Raw genomic sequence first — 21,032 nt, forward strand, 5'->3', positions numbered from 1 at the left:
TTTATAAAAAGTACGAGAACATGGCGCCAACCCATTCCAGCGGACGTGACAAAAGCGGACGCTGGGTCAATTTCTCCTCTGTCATAAGCTCAGACACTTCCATGTGCTCCCGAATTTTTTCCTCTACGTGTGCAGTAAAGTCGGCATCATCAATGGCGACGTCTACTTCCTCATTTAGAAACAAGCTGCGTTTATCAAAATTTGCCGTGCTAATCATACAGCGTCTCTGGTCAATTAGAATGGCTTTCGCATGATAAAATCCTTTATAAAAACGATACACAAGGCAGCCAGAGGCAATGAGGTCTTTCAAATAATGAAATCCAGCCTCTTTGACAAGTGGATGATCCGCTTTCATTGGGATGATGATTTCAACCGTGACACCTCGCTCTCGTGCATCAAGCAGTGCACTCAGAAGAGGGGCAGATGGAATAAAGTAAGGCGTACAGATGATGATCTGCTTTCTCGCCTGCTGAATATCTTTGAGAAACAAAGCTTCTAAAGAAAAACCAGCAGTCGCGCGTGTTGTGCATTGTAGTGTTCCCAGTTCCAAAGCAGGAAAAACCTCATATTGCAGCTGATGAATGCCAGATGACCGGTATAAATCATTCAAAAACACATGCTGGAGATCTGCGACAACTTGCCCTGTCATGCGCAAATGATAATCTTTCCAAATGCCAAACTGGCCATTTTTTCCAACATATTCATCGCCAATATTAAACCCGCCAATATAGCCAATCTTTCCATCAATCACCGTAATTTTACGATGATTTCTCATGTTTAACCGATAAATCAAAAAAGGGAAACGAGGCTTATTTAAAAAGTAAAATTGGATGCCGCTTTTTTCTAGCATATCAATGGACTTTTGATCAAACGGATAGGACCCTAGTCGATCGGTCAGCAAAAAGACTGAAACCCCTTGTTCCGCTTTGGCTTTCAGTGCTTGTAAGACCCCTTGGCCAATCTTGTCGTTCTTTACAATAAAGAACATCATATGAATAGAAGAAGAGGCCTGTTGAATATCCGCGAGCAGCTGATCAAAAAATGGTTCGCCATCATGATAAAAAGCTGCATCACCGCTTGTTTTGTCAAAAGACCGTTCAAAAGCGCGGGTAGAAAAATATTTCTTTCCCATATAAAGGTCTACCATCACGAGAAAAACGATGGCAATGAGTACGAGTAGGATGATCAATGCGATCATGAAGCTTCCTCCTTTTTTGCATATTTCAATAGTGTACCCAAACGTGTAAAAAATATTGACTGAATGCTCATTCATTATTTATGATAGAGGTACAACATAGAAACGGAACAAAGTGGTTTTTGGGGAATGAAAGGGGGAGCAAGATGAATAGCCTTTTAATAATGAACTTGATCGCATTTGCGGCGGTGACCGCTTACGCTGTGTATTTGTTTATTTATCTCATTCGAACACGAGCGGCGTATATTCGTCTTGGTAAAAAAGAAGAATTTCAACAAGACATGAAGAAACGCTTAGAGCGTGTTTGGGTCAATGTGTTTGGGCAAAAGAAGCTGTTAAAGGACAAGAAGAGCGGCATCATTCATGTGCTGTTTTTCTACGGATTTATCCTTGTACAGTTCGGAGCCCTTGATTTTATTATGAAGGGACTCGTTCCGGGCAGCGGACTCCCTTTAGGTCCGCTTTACGGCTTCTTTACCTTTTTCCAAGAGGTGGTCACACTTCTCATTTTAGTAGCCGTTGTTTGGGCATTCCATAGAAGGTATGTGGAGAAGCTTGTCCGTTTAAAACGAGGCTTTAAATCAGGTCTAGTGCTTTTATTTATTGGCGGCTTGATGCTGACAGTCTTACTGGGGAACGGGATGAACATCATTTGGCATGGACACTCTCTATCATCAACTGAGCCAATCGCCTCCAGTATTGCTTTCTTGCTGGGCGGAATTTCACCTCTTGCAGCAACGGTCGTTTTTTATGTCGCATGGTGGGTGCATCTCCTTATTTTGCTGACATTCTTAGTATATGTCCCGCAGTCAAAGCACGCTCACCTCATTGCAGGACCGGTGAATGTATTTGCCAGCAGATTAGACCCGCCAGGCAACAAGCTGCAAAAAATTGATTTTGAAGATGAGACACAAGAGACCTTCGGTGTGGGAAAAATTGAAGACTTCCGTCAGTCACAGCTGATCGACCTTTACGCCTGTGTGGAATGCGGGCGCTGCACAAATATGTGCCCAGCAACAGGAACAGGGAAGATGCTGTCTCCAATGGATTTGATTTTAAGGTTAAGAGATCATTTAACAAATAAAGGGGCCGCCATTACATCGAAGACACCATGGGTCCCGCAGCTTGCCTTCAGGCAGACAACAGGAAATCAGCTGGCGCTGCAGGCGAGAGGAGCAGGTGCAGAGGAATCGGCGGCCAGCTCAATGTATCATCCTTCTCTCATTGGTGAGGTCATTACAGAAGAAGAAATTTGGGCATGTACGACGTGCCGAAACTGTGAAGACCAATGCCCTGTCATGAATGAACACGTCGACAAGATTATTGATATGCGCAGATATCTTGTGCTGACCGAAGGGAAAATGGATGCAGATGCACAGCGTGCCATGACAAGCATTGAGCGCCAAGGGAACCCGTGGGGATTGAACCGGAAAGAAAGAGAAAATTGGCGTGAACTGAGAGAAGATGTGCATGTGCCGACAGTAAAAGAGCTGAAAAAAGCAGATCAAACCTTCGATTATTTATTCTGGGTTGGTTCAATGGGGGCATATGACAATCGAAGCCAAAAAATTGCGCTTGCCTTTGCAAAGCTCCTCAACGAAGCAGGGGTCTCCTTTGCCATCCTAGGCAATAAAGAGAAAAACTCAGGCGATACACCAAGAAGACTTGGAAACGAATTTTTATTCCAAGAGCTTGCTGCAAAAAATATTGAAGAATTCCAGAAAAACGGGGTCACAAAGATTGTGACAATTGATCCGCACGCCTACAATTTATTTAAAAATGAGTATCCAGACTTCGGACTTGAGGCAGAAGTGTACCATCATACAGAATTACTGGCAGAGCTAGTGAAAGAAGGGAAAATAACGCCTGTACATGAAGTGAACGAAGTGATTACCTTCCACGACTCTTGCTACCTAGGCAGATATAACGAAGTGTATGATCCGCCGAGAGACATTTTAAAAGCCATCCCTGGTGTGACGCTGAGAGAAATGGAGCGTCATCGTGAAACCGGTATGTGCTGCGGTGCAGGCGGGGGCTTAATGTGGATGGAAGAAGAGACAGGTACCCGGATTAACACTGCCCGAACGGAGCAGGCGTTACAGGTGCAGCCGTCCATCATCAGCTCAGGATGCCCTTATTGCCTCACCATGCTGGGAGATGGCACGAAGGCGAAGGAAGTAGAGGAGCAGGTAGGCACATTTGATGTCGCAGAACTTCTTGAAAAATCAGTGTTTGGTGAGGCTGGAAAGCAGGTTTCGTAAACAAAACAGGCCGATGAATAGGATATTCATCGGCTTATACATGGCGCTGTACATCAGCTGCCTAGATAATATGTAAGCGGTAACAAATGGGAGGGGACATACATGAGAACGACGGTCATTGTATCTGGAGCAAGAACACCATTTGGAAAACTAGGCGGTGCTTTCAGTGGGTTGACTGCCGCAGAACTAGGCGGAATAGCGATCAAAGCTGCGCTGGAAAGAATGCCGAGTTCGCATCATGTGGATGAGGTCATCATGGGAAGTGTTTTGCAGGGAGGACAAGGTCAGATTCCTTCAAGGCAAGCAGCAAGATATGCTGACCTTCCGTGGTCCGTTCCGACGCAAACTATCAATAAAGTCTGTGCATCAGGAATGCGCAGTGTGAGCACAGCAGATCAAATCATTCGAGCTGGAGATGCTGAGGTCATCGTAGCGGGCGGTATGGAATCCATGTCACACGCCCCTTATTTGCTAAAAAAAGCGCGATGGGGCTACAAAATGGGAGATGGTGCGGTACAAGATGCGATGATTTTAGATGGATTAACCTGTTCGTTCACAGGCGTTCATATGGGTGAGTATGGGAGCATGGCTGCAAAGGAGCTTGGTATCACGCGGGAAGAGCAAGACCTTTGGGCACTAAGAAGTCATGAACGGGCCATCGAAGCGCAGAAAAACGGCTTTTTTCAACAGGAAATCACCCCAGTCACCGTCAAGACGAAAACGGGAGAGCGGCTGATCACAGAAGATGAATCCCCGCGGCGTGATACGTCATATGAACGGCTGTCAAAGCTCATGCCTGTTTTTGATCAAACGGGTACCATTACCGCTGGAAATGCACCAGGTGTCAATGATGGAGCAAGTGCGCTTCTTTTAATGAAAGACACATATGCGGAGCAGCATGACGTAAAGCCAATGGCAGTCGTGCTTGGGCATACGCAGGTAGCCGTAGAGGCAAAGGATTTTCCGAAAACACCAGCCTTTGCCATCGAGAAGATTTTACAGAAAACAGGCAAGCGTCTAGAGGATATCGATCTCTTTGAAATCAATGAAGCCTTCTCAGCTGTGGCGCTGGCATGTGAAAAAATAACCGGGCTGGACCGGCGGAAAATGAATATCAATGGTGGTGCAGTAGCGCTTGGTCATCCCATTGGTGCAAGCGGAACACGTATCATATTGACCTTGATTCATGCATTGAGACAAAGAGGCGGAGGCATTGGCATCGCGGCGATTTGCAGTGGAGGCGGTCAAGGAGATGCCATCATGATAAAGGTAGATTAAAAGGGAGGCGTTCATCGTCATGAGTACAGAAGAGACCGTCATGGTCGTTGGAGCAGGTCAAATGGGATCAGGCATTGCCCAAGTTTTTGCTCAGTCAGGCTACACAGTCCTGCTGCATGATGCATCTGAAAAGCAGATTCATCGAGCCATTTCCTCCATGACCAAACAACTGACGAAACGAGCAGAAAAAGGAAAGCTGGCCCATCAGGCAGTCCGAGATATTACGCAGCGGCTTGCCGTTTCCACAGATTTAAAGGACGTGCAGCAGACTCATTTAGTGATTGAAGCTGCATCTGAACAAATGAGTGTGAAAAAACAAATCTTTGAAACACTTGATCAATTTGCAGAGGCGAAGACGATATTTGCAACAAACACATCTTCCTTGTCAATCACAGAATTAGCAGCTGTTACGGGGAGACCGGAGCAAGTGATTGGCATGCATTTTATGAACCCGGTGCCTGTCATGAAACTGGTTGAGGTCATTCGAGCGCTGCAAACAAGTGACGACACGTATCAAATCGTTTATGAAACAGCAAAGACATTAAACAAAACCCCAATTGAAGTGGAAGACTTCCCAGGGTTTGTATCAAATCGCATATTGATGCCAATGATCAATGAAGCCATTTACACCCTTTATGAAGGCGTGGCAGATGCAGAAAGCATTGACGGGGTCATGACGCTTGGAATGAATCACCCAATGGGGCCGCTTCGTCTCGCTGATTTCATCGGACTAGATACATGTTTATTTATTATGAATACCCTTCATGAAGGACTTGGGGATAGCAAATACCGACCTTGTCCTCTTTTGAAAAAATACGTAAATGCAGGCTGGCTGGGTAAAAAGACAATGAGAGGTTTTTACACATACCACGACCACTCATAGGGGGAGTCAAGATGGATGTTTTGCTTACGGATCAACAGCGTCTCTGGAGAGAACAGGCAGCAGAATTTGCAAGACAGCGTGTATTCCCTGAAGTGGAAGCCATGGAACAAGGTCAGTTCCCAAGAACACTTTTAGCTGAAATGGGACGCCAAGGCTTTCTAGGAATTCCAATACCAGCTTCGTATCAAGGCTTAGGAGCAGATTTTACAACTTATATCATTGCGATTCATGAATTATCCAAAGTGAGTGCGACTATCGGTGTCATTGTGTCCGTTCATACATCTGTTGTGACGATGCCTATTTTGGCTTTTGGAACGAATGAGCAAAAAAAATCCTATGTTCCGCTGCTTGCATCCGGGCAGAAACTGGGGGCATTTTGCCTGACTGAACCCAAGGCTGGCTCAGATGCCTCCAGTATTCAGTTAAGAGCGGAGCGGGCAGGCGACCACTATGTGTTAAATGGTACGAAAATGTTTATTACAAGCGGCGGGGAAGCAGAACTGTATCTTGTCTTTGCAGTGACAGACCCTGCCTCTGCGAAAAAAAATATATCGGCGTTCATTGTCGAAAAAGATACACAAGGATTTACGATCGGAAAAGATGAGAAAAAGATGGGACTGCACGGGTCAAAAACTGTCACGCTTCATTTTGATGGTGTGCGGATTCCAAAGCAGCAGCTGCTCGGTGCAGAAGGAGAGGGCTTTCACATAGCCATGTCTAGTTTAAATGCGGGGAGAATCGGTATCTCGGCTCAAAGCCTTGGTATAGCAGAAGCCGCATTAGCGGAGGCAGTGACGTATTTAAAGCAGCACCCAGCAGGTCTAGAAACGACCATTCGGCTGGGTGATTTGGCGGCGAAGCTTGAAGCAGCCAAGCTGCTGGTCTATCAAGCGGCTTCTTATAAAGAGGCGAATCGTCCGGTCACAAAGGAAGCATCAATGGCAAAGCTATTTGCGTCAAAAACGGCAGTTGAGATCAGTACAGAAGTGATCCATTTGCTCGGCATGGATGGTTATACGAATCGCTATCAAACAGAACGTTACTTTCGTGATGCGAAAGTTTGTGAAATCTACGAAGGAACAAGTGAAATTCAAAGGCTGGTCATTTGTAAACAGCTAATATGAAACGAGGTGGCTCATGATGCAGTTTCAATTAAGTGATGAACATGAAATGATCCGAAAAATGGTGAGAGATTTTGCGAAAAATGAAGTAGAGCCAACAGCAGCAGAGCGGGACGAGACAGAAACGTATGATCCAGCTATTTTTCGCCAAATGGCGGAGCTCGGTTTAACGGGTATCCCTTGGCCGGAAGAGGTAGGGGGGATCGGCAGTGACTATTTAGCCTACGTCATCGCAGTTGAGGAGCTTTCAAGAGTGTGCGCCTCTACAGGCGTCACCCTCTCCGCTCACACCTCTCTCGCCTCGTGGCCCATCTATACTTTCGGAACAGATGAACAAAAGGAGACCTATTTAAAGCCGCTTGCAGAAGGACAGAAGGTAGGGGCATATGCACTCACTGAGAGCGGTTCAGGTTCAGATGCCGGTGGAATGAAGACAACGGCAGTAAAGGCAGGCAGTGAATACGTCCTGAACGGTGCGAAAATCTTTATTACAAATGGCGGCATTGCGGATTATTATATTGTGTTTGCCGTGACAGACCAAGAAGCTGCATCTCGAAATACAACCGCCTTTATTGTAGAAAAAGAGACCCCCGGGTTCTCGGTTGGCAAAAAGGAAAGCAAACTGGGCATCCGCTCATCGCCAACGACTGAAATTCGATTTGAAGATTGCCGGATTCATGAAAGGAACCGGCTCGGACAAGAAGGAGAAGGATTCAAAATAGCCATGATGACGCTCGATGGCGGTAGAAACGGTATTGCTGCTCAGGCTGTTGGGATTGCACAAGGCGCTCTTGATGCGGCGGTCCATTATGCGAAGGAGCGCAAGCAATTTGGCAAACCAATCATACAGCAGCAAGGGATCGCTTTTAAGCTGGCAGATATGGCAACTGCAATTGAAGCCTCCAGGCTGCTTACTTATCAGGCAGCATGGCTTGAAACGAAAGGGTTTCCGTATGGAAAGGAATCAGCTATGTCAAAGCTCTTTGCTGGAGATACAGCCATGAAAGTAACAACAGAAGCCGTTCAAATCTTCGGCGGCTACGGTTATACAAAGGATTACCCAGTCGAACGATACATGCGAGATGCGAAAATCACTCAAATTTATGAAGGCACACAAGAAATCCAGCGCCTAGTCATCTCGCGCAAACTGCTAGATATGTAGAAACCAAGCAAAGACCACCTGACGTGAGGTGGTCTGTTTTGGTGCGATAATCAGTTCTTAAATGTGAAATCATTTCCAATATTGTCCCATGCCACCTTATCAATATGATAAAATGTGCAAAAGTATCAATATGGAGGTTATCATGATGAACACAACATTTATGGGTATTTTAGGATTAGTCACGATGATCATATGGATTATGGTCTCCACAGAGCTTTCAAAGTCTCCAAAAAAGAAGGAAGAAAAAGAAAACAGCCGCAGAAAACTATTTGTCCTCATGCCTGCGGGAATGGTATGTACGATTGCTATCGTTATCTTATTCATTCAGAGAATCCAGTTTTAAAATAGAGATGAACAAACTAAAAGACAAAAAGCATACCGTACACAAAAGCCAGACCAATTTCACGCAGATGGTGCGCCCCATGAGAAAAAATCAAAAATTAACATGATTAAAGGTGGCATAAACTCCTCTAATTTGTTTATAATGAGAGGTATGGTTTGTCGTAAAAATAAGGTATAAACACTTATTATTTCACTGATAAATGGATACATACATGTAATAGAAAGGGAGTGTCTGACCTTGAGTTTGAAAGAATACTCACAGGAGCAGCTCAAGCACATGTCTTTAGTTGAACTTGCATATGAAATTTTCAGAGACAGCAAAACACCGATTACGTTTTCCGAGTTAATAGATGAAATGGTCCGTTTACAAGGGATACAAAAATCTGATCTTGATGATCGACTTGCTCAATTTTATACAGACTTAAATATAGATGGCCGCTTTATTTCGTTAGGTGATCAGAGATGGGGACTTCGCAGCTGGTATCCAGTTGATCAAATCGAAGAAGAAGTTCAGCCAGCTGTGAAAACAAAAGCGAAAAAGAAAAAAACAAAAGCAGCTGTCGTTGAAGAAGACTTCGATGAAATTGAAGAGGAAGAAGAAATCGAAGAGCTTGAAGAAGATCTTGATCTTGTTGAAGACGACGATGATCTCGACCTAGACGATGATGAGGAAATTGACGAAGATATAGAAGACTTCGACGAAGACGATGACGACGAAGATGATGACGGCTTAACAGAAATTGACGAAGACGATTTAGACGATAATAAAGAAGAAAAATAACCCTCACAAACCGGTCCTCAAAACAGGACAAAACCGTCTTGACTTTCGAGAGCGAACTATGTAGTATGTATTTTGGGCTCTCTAAAAAGAGTACGTAAAGATACGTTCATTTACGCTCCCTTTCATTTATTTGAAAGGGAGCTTTCTTATTTTTCAAGAGATTTAGGGATACACTCTAAAAAGGATGAAGCTGTGCATGTCTAGTCATGCAAGGGTAAAAAAGAGAGGAGCATACGAAATGACAAAGTATATTTTTGTAACAGGAGGAGTTGTTTCCTCACTTGGAAAAGGGATCACGGCTGCATCGTTAGGCCGCCTTCTGAAAAATAGAGGGATGGATGTCACCATTCAAAAATTCGATCCGTATATCAACGTAGACCCAGGGACGATGAGTCCATATCAGCACGGTGAGGTCTTCGTCACAGATGACGGTGCTGAAACAGACCTTGACTTAGGTCACTACGAGCGCTTCATTGATATTAACTTAAATAAGTACAGCAACGTCACAACTGGTAAAATCTACTCTACTGTTCTGAAGAAAGAGCGCCGAGGCGACTATTTAGGCGGAACCGTACAGGTTATTCCCCATATTACAAATGAAATCAAAGACCGCGTGTACCGTGCCGGAAAAGAAACAGGTGCAGATGTGGTTATTACAGAAATCGGTGGAACAGTAGGAGACATCGAATCCCTTCCTTTCCTTGAAGCGATTCGTCAAATGAAGAGTGACATTGGCCGTGAAAACGTGATGTACATTCATTGTACCCTTGTTCCTTACATCCGAGCAGCAGGTGAACTGAAAACAAAACCAACACAGCATAGTGTAAAAGAACTTCGCAGCCTTGGTATCCAGCCAAACGTTATTGTGGTCAGAACTGAAATGCCAATGACCCAAGACATGAAGGACAAAATTGCGTTATTCTGTGATATTGATACAAAAGCTGTTATCGAATGTCAGGATGCAGACACGCTGTACTCTATTCCGCTTGATTTACAAAAACAAGGACTAGACAAGCTTGTTTGTGAACATATGAAACTTGACTGCCAAGATGCAGACATGACGGAGTGGACAGCGCTAGTCGATAAAGTACAAAATCTCTCAAAACAAGTCACAATTGGTCTAGTAGGAAAATATGTTGAACTGCAAGATGCATACATTTCTGTCGTTGAATCACTTCGCCATGCTGGTTATGCATTTGATGCAGACGTTCAAATCAAATGGATCAATGCAGAAGAAGTGACAGCAGAAAATATGGCTGATTTCGCGCAAGATGTAGACGGCATCATCGTTCCTGGAGGCTTCGGAGACCGCGGAGTGGAAGGGAAAATCATTGCTACACAATATGCCCGTGAAAACAAAGTGCCATTCTTCGGAATCTGCTTAGGAATGCAAGTTGCGTCGATCGAATATGCGAGAAACGTACTAGGCCTTGAGGGAGCTCATTCAGCGGAAATTGATCCTGAAACAGCATTCCCAATCATTGACCTTCTCCCAGAACAGAAGGATGTAGATGATCTAGGCGGAACACTTCGTCTTGGTCTGTATCCATGTAAATTAAATGAAGACTCAAAAGCATTTGCTGCATACAATGACGAAGTGGTCTACGAACGCCACCGTCATCGCTATGAGTTTAATAATGAATTCAGACAGCAAATGGAAGCCGCAGGCTTTGTCTTCTCTGGTACAAGCCCAGACGGACGTCTTGTTGAAATTATCGAGCTGAAGGATCATCCTTGGTTCCTTGCTTCTCAGTTCCACCCAGAATTCGTCTCAAGACCGACAAGACCACAGCCATTATTTAGAGATTTCGTTGGTGCTTCACTGCAAGCATCTGAATCAAAATAAATCAAAAACTGCCGAGAATATGATCTTCTCGGCAGTTTTTTTATTCATATTCCTCAACGATTTCTTTCACAGTAAACGATAGAGCGTGGTAGACGTATAAGCATGTCATTAAAGCAGGATAACCGAACCTTGTTCCGTCATCAGCGGGCACAAGCGGTTTCTTGAGCTGAAAATCAATGTGGACATCACAATGCTCTTCAATCATGGACGGCTCCTTTTGTGCTGGACCGACACCAACAATGGGCGTACCTTGAGCGTGCAGCTCTTTTACAAGAGATTGAATATCCTCGTCTTCTGGGTCTGAATAAAATAGCAGCACCCTGTCACTTGGATGAAGCAAGCTGAGCTCCGTTTGATCAAGCGTCAGTACTTTCGCACCTGGAAAGGGCTCCTTGCTTTCAGTTGCCTCTAGGGCTACAGCAGCCAGTTCATTCTTTCCGTGAAAATAAACAGCATGTCCACTGACAACGGCTTGTGCAAGAAGGCGTGCACCATCCTCGATCGCTTCAGCCTGCTTTTCTCCAATACGTGAAAAAATACCTGATAACTGGGTCGTGAAAATTTTTAACAAGACTGATTTCCTCCTTCGGTCAGATCATTTTATAATAGAATATAAAGAGAATATTAGGAAAAATGCTCAGAAAATGTCGTAAAGTAAACTATTATAAATAAAGGAAATGTGAAAATCAAACAGAATTATTTAACAACAGCTCTTTTTATGGCGAAAAATGAAAGCAATGGGGTGTAACAGATGAATGAGAAAATTTTAATTGTCGATGATCAATACGGTATTAGAATATTATTGAATGAAGTGTTTCATAAAGAAGGCTATCAAACCTTCCAAGCAGCCAATGGACTTCAGGCGTTAGATATTGTGAAAAATCATAGACCAAACCTTGTCCTGCTTGATATGAAGATTCCCGGAATGGATGGTATTGAAATTTTAAAACGCATGAAATTAATTGATGAAGACATCCGTGTCATCATTATGACAGCCTATGGCGAATTAGACATGATCCAAGAATCAAAAGAACTCGGTGCATTGACGCACTTTGCGAAACCATTTGATATTGATGAAATCCGAGATGCTGTTAAAGAATACTTGCCGCTCGAAACAAATGGTTAGATGGAAATGATTGAATCGAGTCATTCTGTTGCCGATTTGTCGAATAATTGGTATCCTAGATAAGAAGAAGAAAGCGATCTGACTTTGAAAGTTTACATATGGCGAGAAATTCTGGTCATGCTAGGGTGGAGAGCTTTTTTTAGTAAGCAAATTAGCTACATAGGGAGGATTTTTCATCATGCCTTTAGTTTCAATGACAGAAATGTTGAAAGACGCAAAGGAAAAAGGTTACGCTGTTGGACAGTTTAACTTAAATAATTTAGAATTCACGCAAGCGATTTTACAAGCTGCTGAAGAAGAGAAATCTCCAGTTATCTTAGGAGTATCTGAAGGGGCAGGACGCTACATGGGCGGCTTCAAAACAGTTGTCGCAATGGTAAAAGCGTTAATCGAAGAATATAATGTAACAGTTCCTGTTGCGATTCATTTAGATCACGGTTCAAGCTTTGAATCTTGTGCAAAAGCAATCCATGCAGGATTTACTTCTGTCATGATCGACGCTTCTCACCACCCATTCGATGAGAACGTAGCAACAACTGCGAAAGTAGTTGAGCTTGCACATTTCCACGGTGTATCTGTAGAAGCTGAGCTTGGAACTGTTGGCGGACAAGAAGACGACGTCATCGCTGAGGGCGTTATTTATGCTGATCCAAAAGAATGCCAAGAGCTTGTAGAACGCACTGGCATTGACTGCCTTGCACCTGCACTAGGTTCAGTTCATGGTCCATACAAAGGTGAACCAAACCTTGGTTTCGCTGAAATGGAAGAAATCGGTAAAATGACAGGCCTTCCACTTGTTCTTCACGGCGGAACAGGTATCCCAACTGCTGACATCAAGCGTTCAATTTCACTTGGTACAGCAAAAATCAATGTAAACACTGAAAACCAAATTGCTTCTGCGAAAGCAGTACGCGAAACACTTGCTGCAAAAACAGAAGAGTATGATCCACGTAAATATCTTGGACCAGCTCGTGACGCAATTAAAGCGACTGTTATCGGCAAAATGCGCGAATTTGGTTCTTCTAACCAAGCATAATTTGATGAGAACCGAAAGCCGCCTGAGTCACAGGCGGTTTTCTCCATATCTTGAGAAAGCGCAATCAAAATTTACATTTCAGACAATTTATTAATAGGAGAGTGGCACGGTTATGTTATTTTTCGTAGATACAGCGAATATCGCAGACATCAAAGAGGCGCACGAGCTTGGCATTTTAGCAGGCGTGACAACAAACCCTAGTTTAGTAGCGAAAGAAAAGGACGTATCATTCCACGACCGTCTTCGCGAAATCACTGACGTCGTATCAGGTTCTGTCAGTGCAGAAGTCATTTCCCTCAAAGCAGAAGAAATGATTGAAGAAGGAAAAGAGCTTGCTGCCATCGCACCAAATATCACGGTCAAAGTACCGATGACAACAGATGGCCTTAAAGCTGTCAAAGCGTTAACAGACCTTGGTATTAAAACAAACGTCACTTTGATTTTTAGTGCAAACCAGGCATTGCTTGCAGCTAGAGCTGGTGCAACGTATGTCTCTCCATTCCTCGGCCGCTTAGATGACATTGGCCAAAATGGTCTCGATCTCATCAGCGAAGTGAAAACTATTTTTGATGTTCACGGATTAGATACACAAATCATTGCTGCATCCATTCGTCACCCGCAGCACGTGACAGAAGCTGCACTTAGAGGTGCTCATATCGGCACAATGCCTCTGAAAGTCATCAAGCAGCTGACAAAACACCCGTTAACGGATGCAGGCATTGAGCAATTTTTAGCAGACTGGAATAAATAAGTGATTGTGGCAGGCGGGATTGTCTCCCGTTTGCCGCAGTTTTCCTTAAAAACGCTAAGAAATGTTTTGTGCAAAGAAGAGAACATCACAGCCTCGCAAAGCTTCGATTATTTTTCTTCCGACAAATTTCGTTTAACCTGTATTCTTTCTCTTGATATTGGCTAAATTTTGGACAAGACCTTTTAAAGCGCGACATCCACAAACAGTATAACTCCAACAGTGATCTTCTTTAAGAAGGGAGACAAATATGGAAAAGTTAAACATTGCCGGCGGTGACCCTTTGCGCGGGACCGTACATATTAGTGGTGCGAAAAATAGTGCAGTGGCACTGATTCCTGCCACGATTCTCGCTGATTCTCCAGTAACCATTGAGGGCCTTCCGCATATTTCAGATATTGACACATTACGAGATCTGTTAGAAGAGATTGGCGGAAAGGTTACGTTTGAAAAAGGTGAAATGATCGTCAATCCTTCTTCCATGATCAGTATGCCGCTTCCTAATGGAAAGGTGAAGAAACTGCGTGCATCCTATTATTTAATGGGAGCCATGCTTGGCAGGTTCAAGCAGGCTGTCATCGGACTACCAGGAGGATGTCACTTAGGACCTAGGCCGATCGATCAGCATATCAAAGGCTTTGAAGCACTTGGAGCCGAGGTGACAAACGAGCAGGGTGCGATTTATTTGCGCGCTGAAAAATTAGTCGGAGCTCGTATTTACCTTGATGTTGTCAGTGTAGGTGCGACCATCAATATCATGCTGGCAGCCGTACTGGCTGAAGGAAAAACGGTGATTGAAAATGCCGCAAAAGAACCCGAAATTATTGATGTAGCGACACTGCTTGCAAGCATGGGAGCCAAAATCAAAGGTGCGGGTACTGATGTGATTCGAATCGAAGGTGTAGAATCTCTTCATGGCTGTAAGCATTCCATCATCCCTGACCGCATAGAAGCAGGCACATTTTTAATTGCTGGTGCTGCGATGGGAGATGAAGTTGTTCTTGATAATGTGATCCCAACTCATTTAGAATCAATTACGGCGAAACTTAGAGAAATGGGGTTCACCATTGAAACGAGCAACGATCAGATGCTGATCGTTGGCAGAAACGAAGGACTCAAGCCTGTCGATATCAAAACCCTTGTGTATCCGGGCTTTCCGACTGACCTTCAGCAGCCGATGACGGCGCTCTTAACAAAGGCGAAAGGCACGAGTGTGGTCACAGATACGATCTACTCAGCCCGCTTTAAGCACATTGATGAATTGCGTCGAATGGGTGCAAACATGAAGGTCGAAGGTAGATCTGCCATTATAACTGGGCAAACGCAGCTTCAAGGAGCAAAGGTCAAAGCAAGTGACCTGCGTGCAGGTGCTTGTCTCGTCGTTGCAGGGTTAATGGCAGACGGTGTGACCGAAATCACAGGGCTTGAACATATAGACAGAGGATATAGTTTGCTTGAGAAGAAGCTTGAAGGCTTGGGTGCAACCATCTGGCGTGAAAAGCTGAATGACCAAGAAATAGAAGAACTTCAAAATTCGTAAGGCTTTGACTGTGAGAGGAGATTTGGACAAAAATGGAAAGAAGTTTATCGATGGAACTAGTACGGGTGACAGAAGCAGCCGCATTAAAATCTGCCCGTTGGATGGGAAGAGGATTAAAAGACGAAGCGGATGATGCTGCAACAAGTGCAATGCGTGATGTATTTGATACCATTCCGATGAAAGGAACAGTGGTCATTGGCGAGGGAGAAATGGACGAAGCACCAATGCTTTATATTGGGGAAAAGCTTGGGAACGGATACGGACCCCGCGTGGATGTTGCTGTTGATCCATTAGAAGGAACAAATATTGTGGCAAGCGGCGGCTGGAATGCCTTAGCTGTTATTGCGGTTGCAGATCATGGCAACCTGCTGAATGCACCTGATATGTACATGGATAAGATCGCAGTAGGTCCAGAAGCGGTAGGCTGCATCGACATCGAAGCGCCTGTCATTGATAATCTTCGCGCTGTGGCAAAAGCAAAAAACAAAGATATTGAAGATGTCGTTGCAACGATTTTAAACAGAGATCGACATGAGAAAATTATTGCTGAACTGAGAGAAGCAGGAGCAAGAATTAAACTGATCGATGACGGTGACGTTGCAGGAGCCATTAATACAGCATTTGATCACACAGGTGTTGATATTCTATTTGGTTCAGGCGGAGCGCCAGAAGGTGTCCTTTCTGCTGTTGCGTTAAAGGCACTTGGTGGTGAAATCCACGGAAAGCTTCTTCCTCAAAGTGAAGAAGAACTGAGACGCTGTGAGAAAATGGGGCTGGATGTTGGCAAAGTCCTAAGAATGGAAGACCTCGTGAAAGGCGACGACGCCATTTTTGCAGCGACTGGTGTAACAGACGGCGAGCTATTAAAAGGTGTTCAATTCAAAGGCTCTGTTGGAACAACACATAGTGTTGTTATGCGTGCGAAATCGGGTACAGTTCGTTTCGTAGACGGCAGACACAGCTTAAAGAAAAAACCGAATCTTGTCATTCGTCCGTAATCTGAAAGCGGGTATTCATTACCCGCTTTTCATATAGGTGTCAAATGTATATCATTTTCTTTTTAAAGTTGAATATTCTCTGCAAATGAGGTAAAACTAAAGAGTGCTGCGAAATTTTCTGCGAATTTACTTCTTTTAAGCTTCAACAAGTTTAAATACTGCCGCATCATGACGATATACTCATTATCCTTCTCTATGTTGACAAAGCTCAATTTCACATTGTTCCTATCTTTTACGATAAAACGAGTGGGAGCGTTACCATGAGAGCGAGGTCATTCCAACAAAACGGAATTAAAAGCTAATCAAATACAATGGTCATGCATTTGTAATGAAATACATTGACTAGAAAAGTGTGGTGTCCATATTGAAAGATGTTTCGATTTCATCTTTGGAAAATATGAAATTAAAAGAGCTGTATGAGTTAGCAAAAAAATACAAAATCTCTTATTACAGCAAACTAACAAAAAAAGAATTAATTTTTGCCATCTTAAAGGCGAACGCTGAGCAAGAGGATCTCTTATTTATGGAAGGGGTTCTTGAAATTATTCAGTCTGAGGGATTTGGTTTCTTAAGACCAATTAACTATTCTCCAAGTTCTGAAGACATTTATATTTCAGCTTCACAAATCAGACGCTTTGATTTACGAAACGGAGATAAGGTGTCTGGAAAGGTACGACCTCCAAAAGAGAATGAACGCTACTATGGCCTCCTTCATGTAGAAGCGGTAAATGGGGATGACCCAGAATCAGCTAAGGAACGTGTTCACTTTCCTGCACTCACGCCGCTATTCCCTGATCGTCAAATGATTCTTGAAACACAGCCTAATCACCTGTCTACTAGAATTATGGATATGATGGCGCCAGTTGGGTTTGGGCAGCGTGGTTTAATTGTTGCACCGCCTAAGGCTGGGAAAACCATTTTGCTCAAAGAAATTGCCAACAGCATTTCTGAAAATCACCCAGAGTCAGAGCTGATTGTCCTTTTGATAGACGAACGCCCGGAGGAAGTAACAGATATCGAACGTTCTGTTGCAGGGGATGTTGTTAGTTCAACCTTTGACGAAGTACCGGAAAACCACATTAAAGTAGCAGAGCTTGTATTAGAGCGTGCCATGCGTCTTGTTGAACATAAGAAAGATGTCATCATCTTAATGGACAGCATCACAAGGCTTGCTCGTGCATACAACCTTGTCATCCCGCCAAGCGGCCGAACGCTTTCCGGCGGTATTGATCCAGCGGCCTTCCACCGTCCAAAACGCTTCTTTGGTGCTGCGCGTAACATTGAAGAAGGAGGAAGCTTGACGATTTTAGCCACTGCGCTTGTGGATACGGGATCACGTATGGATGATGTGATTTATGAGGAGTTTAAGGGAACGGGGAACATGGAGCTTCATTTGGACCGATCTCTTGCAGAAAGAAGAATTTTCCCAGCGATCGACATTCGTCGTTCTGGTACGAGAAAAGAAGAACTGCTTGTACCAAAAGAGCATCTTGACCGTCTATGGGCGATGAGAAAATCGATGTCAGATACACCTGACTTTGCTGAGAAGTTCATGCGCAAAATGAGAAAAACAAAGACAAACCAAGAATTTTTCGATATTTTAACGCAAGAATGGAAACAAGCGAACATGTCTGCATCAAGAAGATAGCTTGTTGAAAAAATACATTTGCAATCATAGACTCACACTGTTATAATTTCATCATGTGCGTTTCAGAATTTATTCTGAGATATTAACTCTGTTTCCGAATTGGATTCAGGGCGGAAGGAGATGACAGTAGATGAAAACAGGAATTCATCCTAACTACAAAAAAGCTACAGTCAAATGCGCTTGTGGAAATGAGTTTGAAACTGGATCAGTAAAAGAAGAGGTACGCATCGAGATTTGCTCTGAGTGCCATCCTTTCTATACAGGCCGTCAAAAATTCGCTTCTGCTGATGGACGTGTTGACCGCTTTAACAAAAAATACGGTCTTAAGTAATAATAGATACAATAAACAGGCAGGAATCCGTTCTTGCCTGTTTTTTTACGTGGATTGATGGAACTTTAAAACGGGGGAGAAGACCTTATGTATGTGATGAAACAAAGCGGTTGGCTTGAAGTCATCTGCGGAAGTATGTTTTCTGGAAAGTCGGAAGAATTGATTCGGAGAGCCAAAAGAGCCACCTTTGCCAAACAAGAAGTAAAAATATTCAAACCAGCGATTGATAACCGATATAGTACAAGCTCAGTTGTCTCACATAACGGTTCATCAGTCGATGGGATTGCAGTAGCCTCACCAAAAGACATAATAACGCACATATCAGAAAGAACCGATGTCATTGGCATTGATGAGGTGCAATTTTTTGATGAGACAATCATTGACATTGTCACTCAATTGGCTGATAAAGGTTACCGAGTCATTGTTGCAGGCCTTGATCAAGATTTCAGAGGAGAGCCATTTGGTGTTGTTCCGCATTTAATGGCATGTGCAGAGCTTGTAACAAAACTTCAAGCAGTTTGTTCGGTATGCGGCTCCCCAGCGAGTAGAACACAACGCTTGATCGACGGTAAACCCGCATCCTATGATGATCCCATTATTTTAGTAGGTGCGCAGGAATCATACGAAGCACGATGCAGACATCACCATGAAGTACCAAGACTTGACGTTGGTACAACACTTGACAATTAAAAAAATAGCAAATGCCGCTGTGTTTCGTTTTTCGAGATTTTGGCTGAACACCCATCATTTGTACTTAAATAAATTAAATAACGCTACGAAAAAATTATCTAATTTTCAACGCTTGCGTTTTAGCATAAGCAGGCATAAAATGACTAACTGTAGTGTAAAGCATTTTAACGAAAAGTTCGATTTCTTGTCATAATTTTTTTGATTAAGGATTTTCCTCCTTAATCGTTCTTTAAATTAATAGTTCACTTTATTTATATTTTAGAAAGAGGGTAGTTTTTGATGAACAACGTGAAGAAAACAAAAGAAGGGTACCTCGAAACCACTTTGTCAGGTAAAGATGTATTATCGATTCCAACGTTGAACAAAGGCGTTGCTTTCTCTGAAGAAGAAAGACAAGAGCTTGGACTAGAAGGCTTACTTCCTCCAACTGTTCTCACTCTAGAACAACAAGCGGAGAGAGCGTACAAGCAATTTCTGGCACAGCCAGATCGTCTTCGTCAAAACGTATACTTAAGTGATTTGCAAAACCGTAACGAAGTATTGTTCTATAAGCTTCTAACAGACAAGCTTCGTGAAATGCTTCCTGTTGTGTACACACCAACTGTTGGTGAAGCGATTCAAGAATACAGCCATGAATACAGAAGACCTCATGGTGTCTATCTTTCAATCGACAACATTGACGGCATTGAGAAAGCATTTGAAAACTTACATGCAACAGCAGGAGATATTGACCTTATCGTTGCAACTGACTCTGAGAGCATTCTTGGAATTGGTGACTGGGGTGTTGGTGGTATCAACATCGCAATCGGTAAATTAGCTGTTTACACGGCTGCAGCAGGTATTGATCCAAGCCGCGTAATTCCAGTCGTATTAGATGTTGGCACAAACAATGAAAAATTATTGAATGATCCATTATACATCGGAAACCATCACAAACGTGTACAAGGTGAAAAATACGAAGAATTCATTGATGCTTATGTAAAAGCAGCGCTTAAATTCTTCCCGAAAGCCTTACTTCACTGGGAAGACCTTGGAAACAAAAATGCGCGTAACATCATGAAAAAATACAATGATAACATCTTAACGTTCAATGATGATATTCAAGGTACTGGTGCCATTACTTTAGCGGGTGTTCTTGCAGCTGTCAAGAAAACTGGTACTCAATTGAAAGATCACCGTGTTGTCATTTTCGGAGCTGGATCAGCTGGTATCGGAATCGCAGATCAAGTGCGTGACGCAATGGTCCTTGAAGGTCTAACGGAAGAAGAAGCCAACAATGCATTCTGGACATTAGACTACAGAGGTTTGCTAACAGATCAATTTGAAGATGAAGTGCTTGATTTCCAAAAACCATACCTTCGTTCTTCTGCTGAAGTAGAAGGCTGGGCACGCGATGAAAAAGGACAAATCTCATTTGCTGAAACTGTTCGCCAAGCGAAGCCAACAATCCTTATCGGTACATCAGGTCAAGGCGGTGCATTCACTGAAGAAATCATTAAAGAAATGGCAGCTCATACAGAGCGTCCAGTGATCATGCCAATGTCTAATCCAACACCACTTGCTGAAGCAGTGCCAGAGGATCTATTCAAATGGACAGACGGCCGTGCACTGATTGCGACAGGAAGCCCGTTCGAAAACGTTGAGTATAACGGAATCGAATATGAAATCGGACAATCAAACAATGCGTTCGTTTTCCCTGGACTTGGTCTTGGTTCGATCGTAACAGAATCAAAAATCATCACAAAAGCCATGTTCGTCGCTTCTGCGAATGCAATTGCTGAAATGGTTGATCATGAGAAACCAGGTGCTGGTCTACTGCCAAGCATTGATAAATTGCAAGAAGTGTCAATCCATGTGGCTGTTGAAGTAGCGAAAGCAGCTATTGAAGATGGTGTCGCAAGAAAAACGCCTGACAACATCGAACAAGCTGTGAAAGATGCAATGTGGATTCCTGAATATAAAAAAATTGTAAGAGCATAATAAAAAGTGTAACGCGGCATTGTTTCGGGTAATCTAAGCAATGCCGCAATAAAATAAGAGACATGT

19 protein-coding genes are annotated in these 21,032 nt (G+C 43.4%); 17 read left to right on the forward strand and 2 right to left on the reverse strand.

Going from position 1 to position 21,032, the window contains the following annotated elements; translation table 11 throughout:
* Position 1: 1 nt before the first annotated feature.
* Entirely contained in the window at positions 2-1,198 is a 1,197-nt protein-coding gene (gene cls, locus C6347_RS01785; RefSeq protein ID WP_106036438.1) for a cardiolipin synthase, read from the reverse strand.
* A gap of 143 nt (positions 1,199-1,341) precedes the next feature.
* On the opposite strand from cls, the gene C6347_RS01790 reads away from it, so the two are divergent.
* From C6347_RS01790 to pyrG, 8 genes are all read left to right on the forward strand, one after another.
* A complete protein-coding gene (locus tag C6347_RS01790) occupies positions 1,342-3,456 on the forward strand; it encodes a (Fe-S)-binding protein (RefSeq protein ID WP_106071338.1) in 2,115 nt (704 codons plus the stop codon).
* A gap of 102 nt (positions 3,457-3,558) precedes the next feature.
* Positions 3,559-4,734, forward strand: a complete 1,176-nt coding sequence (locus C6347_RS01795) for an acetyl-CoA C-acetyltransferase (protein WP_106071339.1) — start codon at positions 3,559-3,561, stop codon at positions 4,732-4,734.
* Between the two features lie 19 nt (positions 4,735-4,753).
* Complete coding sequence (locus C6347_RS01800) at positions 4,754-5,617, forward strand: 3-hydroxybutyryl-CoA dehydrogenase (RefSeq protein WP_106036441.1); 864 nt, start codon at positions 4,754-4,756, stop codon at positions 5,615-5,617.
* A gap of 11 nt (positions 5,618-5,628) precedes the next feature.
* Positions 5,629-6,741 (forward strand): acyl-CoA dehydrogenase family protein, encoded by a 1,113-nt coding sequence (locus tag C6347_RS01805; protein WP_060597496.1) that lies wholly within the window; start codon positions 5,629-5,631, stop codon positions 6,739-6,741.
* A 16-nt stretch (positions 6,742-6,757) separates the two neighbouring features.
* On the forward strand, positions 6,758-7,900 hold the full coding sequence (locus tag C6347_RS01810) for an acyl-CoA dehydrogenase (protein WP_034660310.1): 1,143 nt from the start codon (positions 6,758-6,760) through the stop codon (positions 7,898-7,900).
* A gap of 145 nt (positions 7,901-8,045) precedes the next feature.
* Positions 8,046-8,243, forward strand: coding sequence for a hypothetical protein (locus C6347_RS01815; RefSeq protein WP_034660309.1), 198 nt, complete (start codon positions 8,046-8,048; stop codon positions 8,241-8,243).
* Positions 8,244-8,480: 237 nt separating this feature from the next.
* Positions 8,481-9,023 carry a DNA-directed RNA polymerase subunit delta gene (gene rpoE / locus C6347_RS01820; RefSeq protein ID WP_034660308.1) on the forward strand — a complete coding sequence of 181 codons (543 nt, stop codon included), beginning with the start codon at positions 8,481-8,483 and terminating at the stop codon, positions 9,021-9,023.
* Positions 9,024-9,261: 238 nt separating this feature from the next.
* Positions 9,262-10,869 (forward strand): glutamine hydrolyzing CTP synthase, encoded by a 1,608-nt coding sequence (pyrG, locus tag C6347_RS01825; RefSeq protein WP_003215143.1) that lies wholly within the window; start codon positions 9,262-9,264, stop codon positions 10,867-10,869.
* A 40-nt stretch (positions 10,870-10,909) separates the two neighbouring features.
* Here the strand turns inward: pyrG and C6347_RS01830 are convergent, their stop codons facing one another.
* Positions 10,910-11,440 carry a DUF2529 domain-containing protein gene (locus C6347_RS01830; protein WP_106071340.1) on the reverse strand — a complete coding sequence of 177 codons (531 nt, stop codon included), beginning with the start codon at positions 11,438-11,440 and terminating at the stop codon, positions 10,910-10,912.
* 180 nt (positions 11,441-11,620) lie between these two features.
* On the opposite strand from C6347_RS01830, the gene C6347_RS01835 reads away from it, so the two are divergent.
* The 9 genes from C6347_RS01835 (at position 11,621) to malS (ending at position 20,966) form a co-directional block, all read left to right on the forward strand.
* The gene (locus C6347_RS01835; RefSeq protein WP_003214681.1) at positions 11,621-11,995 is read left to right on the forward strand and encodes a response regulator; all 375 of its coding nucleotides are present in this window, start codon (positions 11,621-11,623) and stop codon (positions 11,993-11,995) included.
* 178 nt (positions 11,996-12,173) lie between these two features.
* Positions 12,174-13,031 (forward strand): class II fructose-bisphosphate aldolase, encoded by an 858-nt coding sequence (locus C6347_RS01840; RefSeq protein ID WP_034660304.1) that lies wholly within the window; start codon positions 12,174-12,176, stop codon positions 13,029-13,031.
* Between the two features lie 112 nt (positions 13,032-13,143).
* Complete coding sequence (gene fsa / locus C6347_RS01845) at positions 13,144-13,782, forward strand: fructose-6-phosphate aldolase (protein WP_034660303.1); 639 nt, start codon at positions 13,144-13,146, stop codon at positions 13,780-13,782.
* 247 nt (positions 13,783-14,029) lie between these two features.
* Positions 14,030-15,319 (forward strand): UDP-N-acetylglucosamine 1-carboxyvinyltransferase, encoded by a 1,290-nt coding sequence (locus tag C6347_RS01850; RefSeq protein WP_034660302.1) that lies wholly within the window; start codon positions 14,030-14,032, stop codon positions 15,317-15,319.
* 32 nt (positions 15,320-15,351) lie between these two features.
* Positions 15,352-16,317 (forward strand): class II fructose-bisphosphatase, encoded by a 966-nt coding sequence (gene glpX / locus C6347_RS01855; RefSeq protein ID WP_012011567.1) that lies wholly within the window; start codon positions 15,352-15,354, stop codon positions 16,315-16,317.
* Positions 16,318-16,681: 364 nt separating this feature from the next.
* Entirely contained in the window at positions 16,682-17,965 is a 1,284-nt protein-coding gene (gene rho, locus C6347_RS01860) for a transcription termination factor Rho (RefSeq protein WP_003215202.1), read from the forward strand.
* Between the two features lie 130 nt (positions 17,966-18,095).
* A complete protein-coding gene (gene rpmE, locus C6347_RS01865; RefSeq protein WP_003215407.1) occupies positions 18,096-18,296 on the forward strand; it encodes a 50S ribosomal protein L31 in 201 nt (66 codons plus the stop codon).
* A gap of 87 nt (positions 18,297-18,383) precedes the next feature.
* Complete coding sequence (locus C6347_RS01870) at positions 18,384-18,986, forward strand: thymidine kinase (RefSeq protein ID WP_003214626.1); 603 nt, start codon at positions 18,384-18,386, stop codon at positions 18,984-18,986.
* Between the two features lie 279 nt (positions 18,987-19,265).
* A complete protein-coding gene (malS, locus tag C6347_RS01875) occupies positions 19,266-20,966 on the forward strand; it encodes an oxaloacetate-decarboxylating malate dehydrogenase (protein ID WP_106048104.1) in 1,701 nt (566 codons plus the stop codon).
* Positions 20,967-21,032: the final 66 nt, after the last annotated feature.

Source organism: Bacillus sp. NMTD17 (genome assembly GCF_002998735.1).
Taxonomy (GTDB): domain Bacteria; phylum Bacillota; class Bacilli; order Bacillales; family Bacillaceae; genus Bacillus.

Excerpts from the sequence above, each read along its gene's own strand:
- cls (WP_106036438.1), bottom strand. The coding sequence starts at position 1,198 with ATGATCGCATTGATCATCCTACTCGTACTCATTGCCATCGTTTTTCTC.
- C6347_RS01790 (WP_106071338.1), top strand. The coding sequence starts at position 1,342 with ATGAATAGCCTTTTAATAATGAACTTGATCGCATTTGCGGCGGTGACC.
- C6347_RS01795 (WP_106071339.1), top strand. The coding sequence starts at position 3,559 with ATGAGAACGACGGTCATTGTATCTGGAGCAAGAACACCATTTGGAAAA.
- C6347_RS01800 (WP_106036441.1), top strand. The coding sequence starts at position 4,754 with ATGAGTACAGAAGAGACCGTCATGGTCGTTGGAGCAGGTCAAATGGGA.
- C6347_RS01805 (WP_060597496.1), top strand. The coding sequence starts at position 5,629 with ATGGATGTTTTGCTTACGGATCAACAGCGTCTCTGGAGAGAACAGGCA.
- C6347_RS01810 (WP_034660310.1), top strand. The coding sequence starts at position 6,758 with ATGCAGTTTCAATTAAGTGATGAACATGAAATGATCCGAAAAATGGTG.
- C6347_RS01815 (WP_034660309.1), top strand. The coding sequence starts at position 8,046 with ATGAACACAACATTTATGGGTATTTTAGGATTAGTCACGATGATCATA.
- pyrG (WP_003215143.1), top strand. The coding sequence starts at position 9,262 with ATGACAAAGTATATTTTTGTAACAGGAGGAGTTGTTTCCTCACTTGGA.
- C6347_RS01835 (WP_003214681.1), top strand. The coding sequence starts at position 11,621 with ATGAATGAGAAAATTTTAATTGTCGATGATCAATACGGTATTAGAATA.
- C6347_RS01840 (WP_034660304.1), top strand. The coding sequence starts at position 12,174 with ATGCCTTTAGTTTCAATGACAGAAATGTTGAAAGACGCAAAGGAAAAA.
- fsa (WP_034660303.1), top strand. The coding sequence starts at position 13,144 with ATGTTATTTTTCGTAGATACAGCGAATATCGCAGACATCAAAGAGGCG.
- C6347_RS01850 (WP_034660302.1), top strand. The coding sequence starts at position 14,030 with ATGGAAAAGTTAAACATTGCCGGCGGTGACCCTTTGCGCGGGACCGTA.
- glpX (WP_012011567.1), top strand. The coding sequence starts at position 15,352 with ATGGAAAGAAGTTTATCGATGGAACTAGTACGGGTGACAGAAGCAGCC.
- rpmE (WP_003215407.1), top strand. The coding sequence starts at position 18,096 with ATGAAAACAGGAATTCATCCTAACTACAAAAAAGCTACAGTCAAATGC.
- C6347_RS01870 (WP_003214626.1), top strand. The coding sequence starts at position 18,384 with ATGTATGTGATGAAACAAAGCGGTTGGCTTGAAGTCATCTGCGGAAGT.
- malS (WP_106048104.1), top strand. The coding sequence starts at position 19,266 with ATGAACAACGTGAAGAAAACAAAAGAAGGGTACCTCGAAACCACTTTG.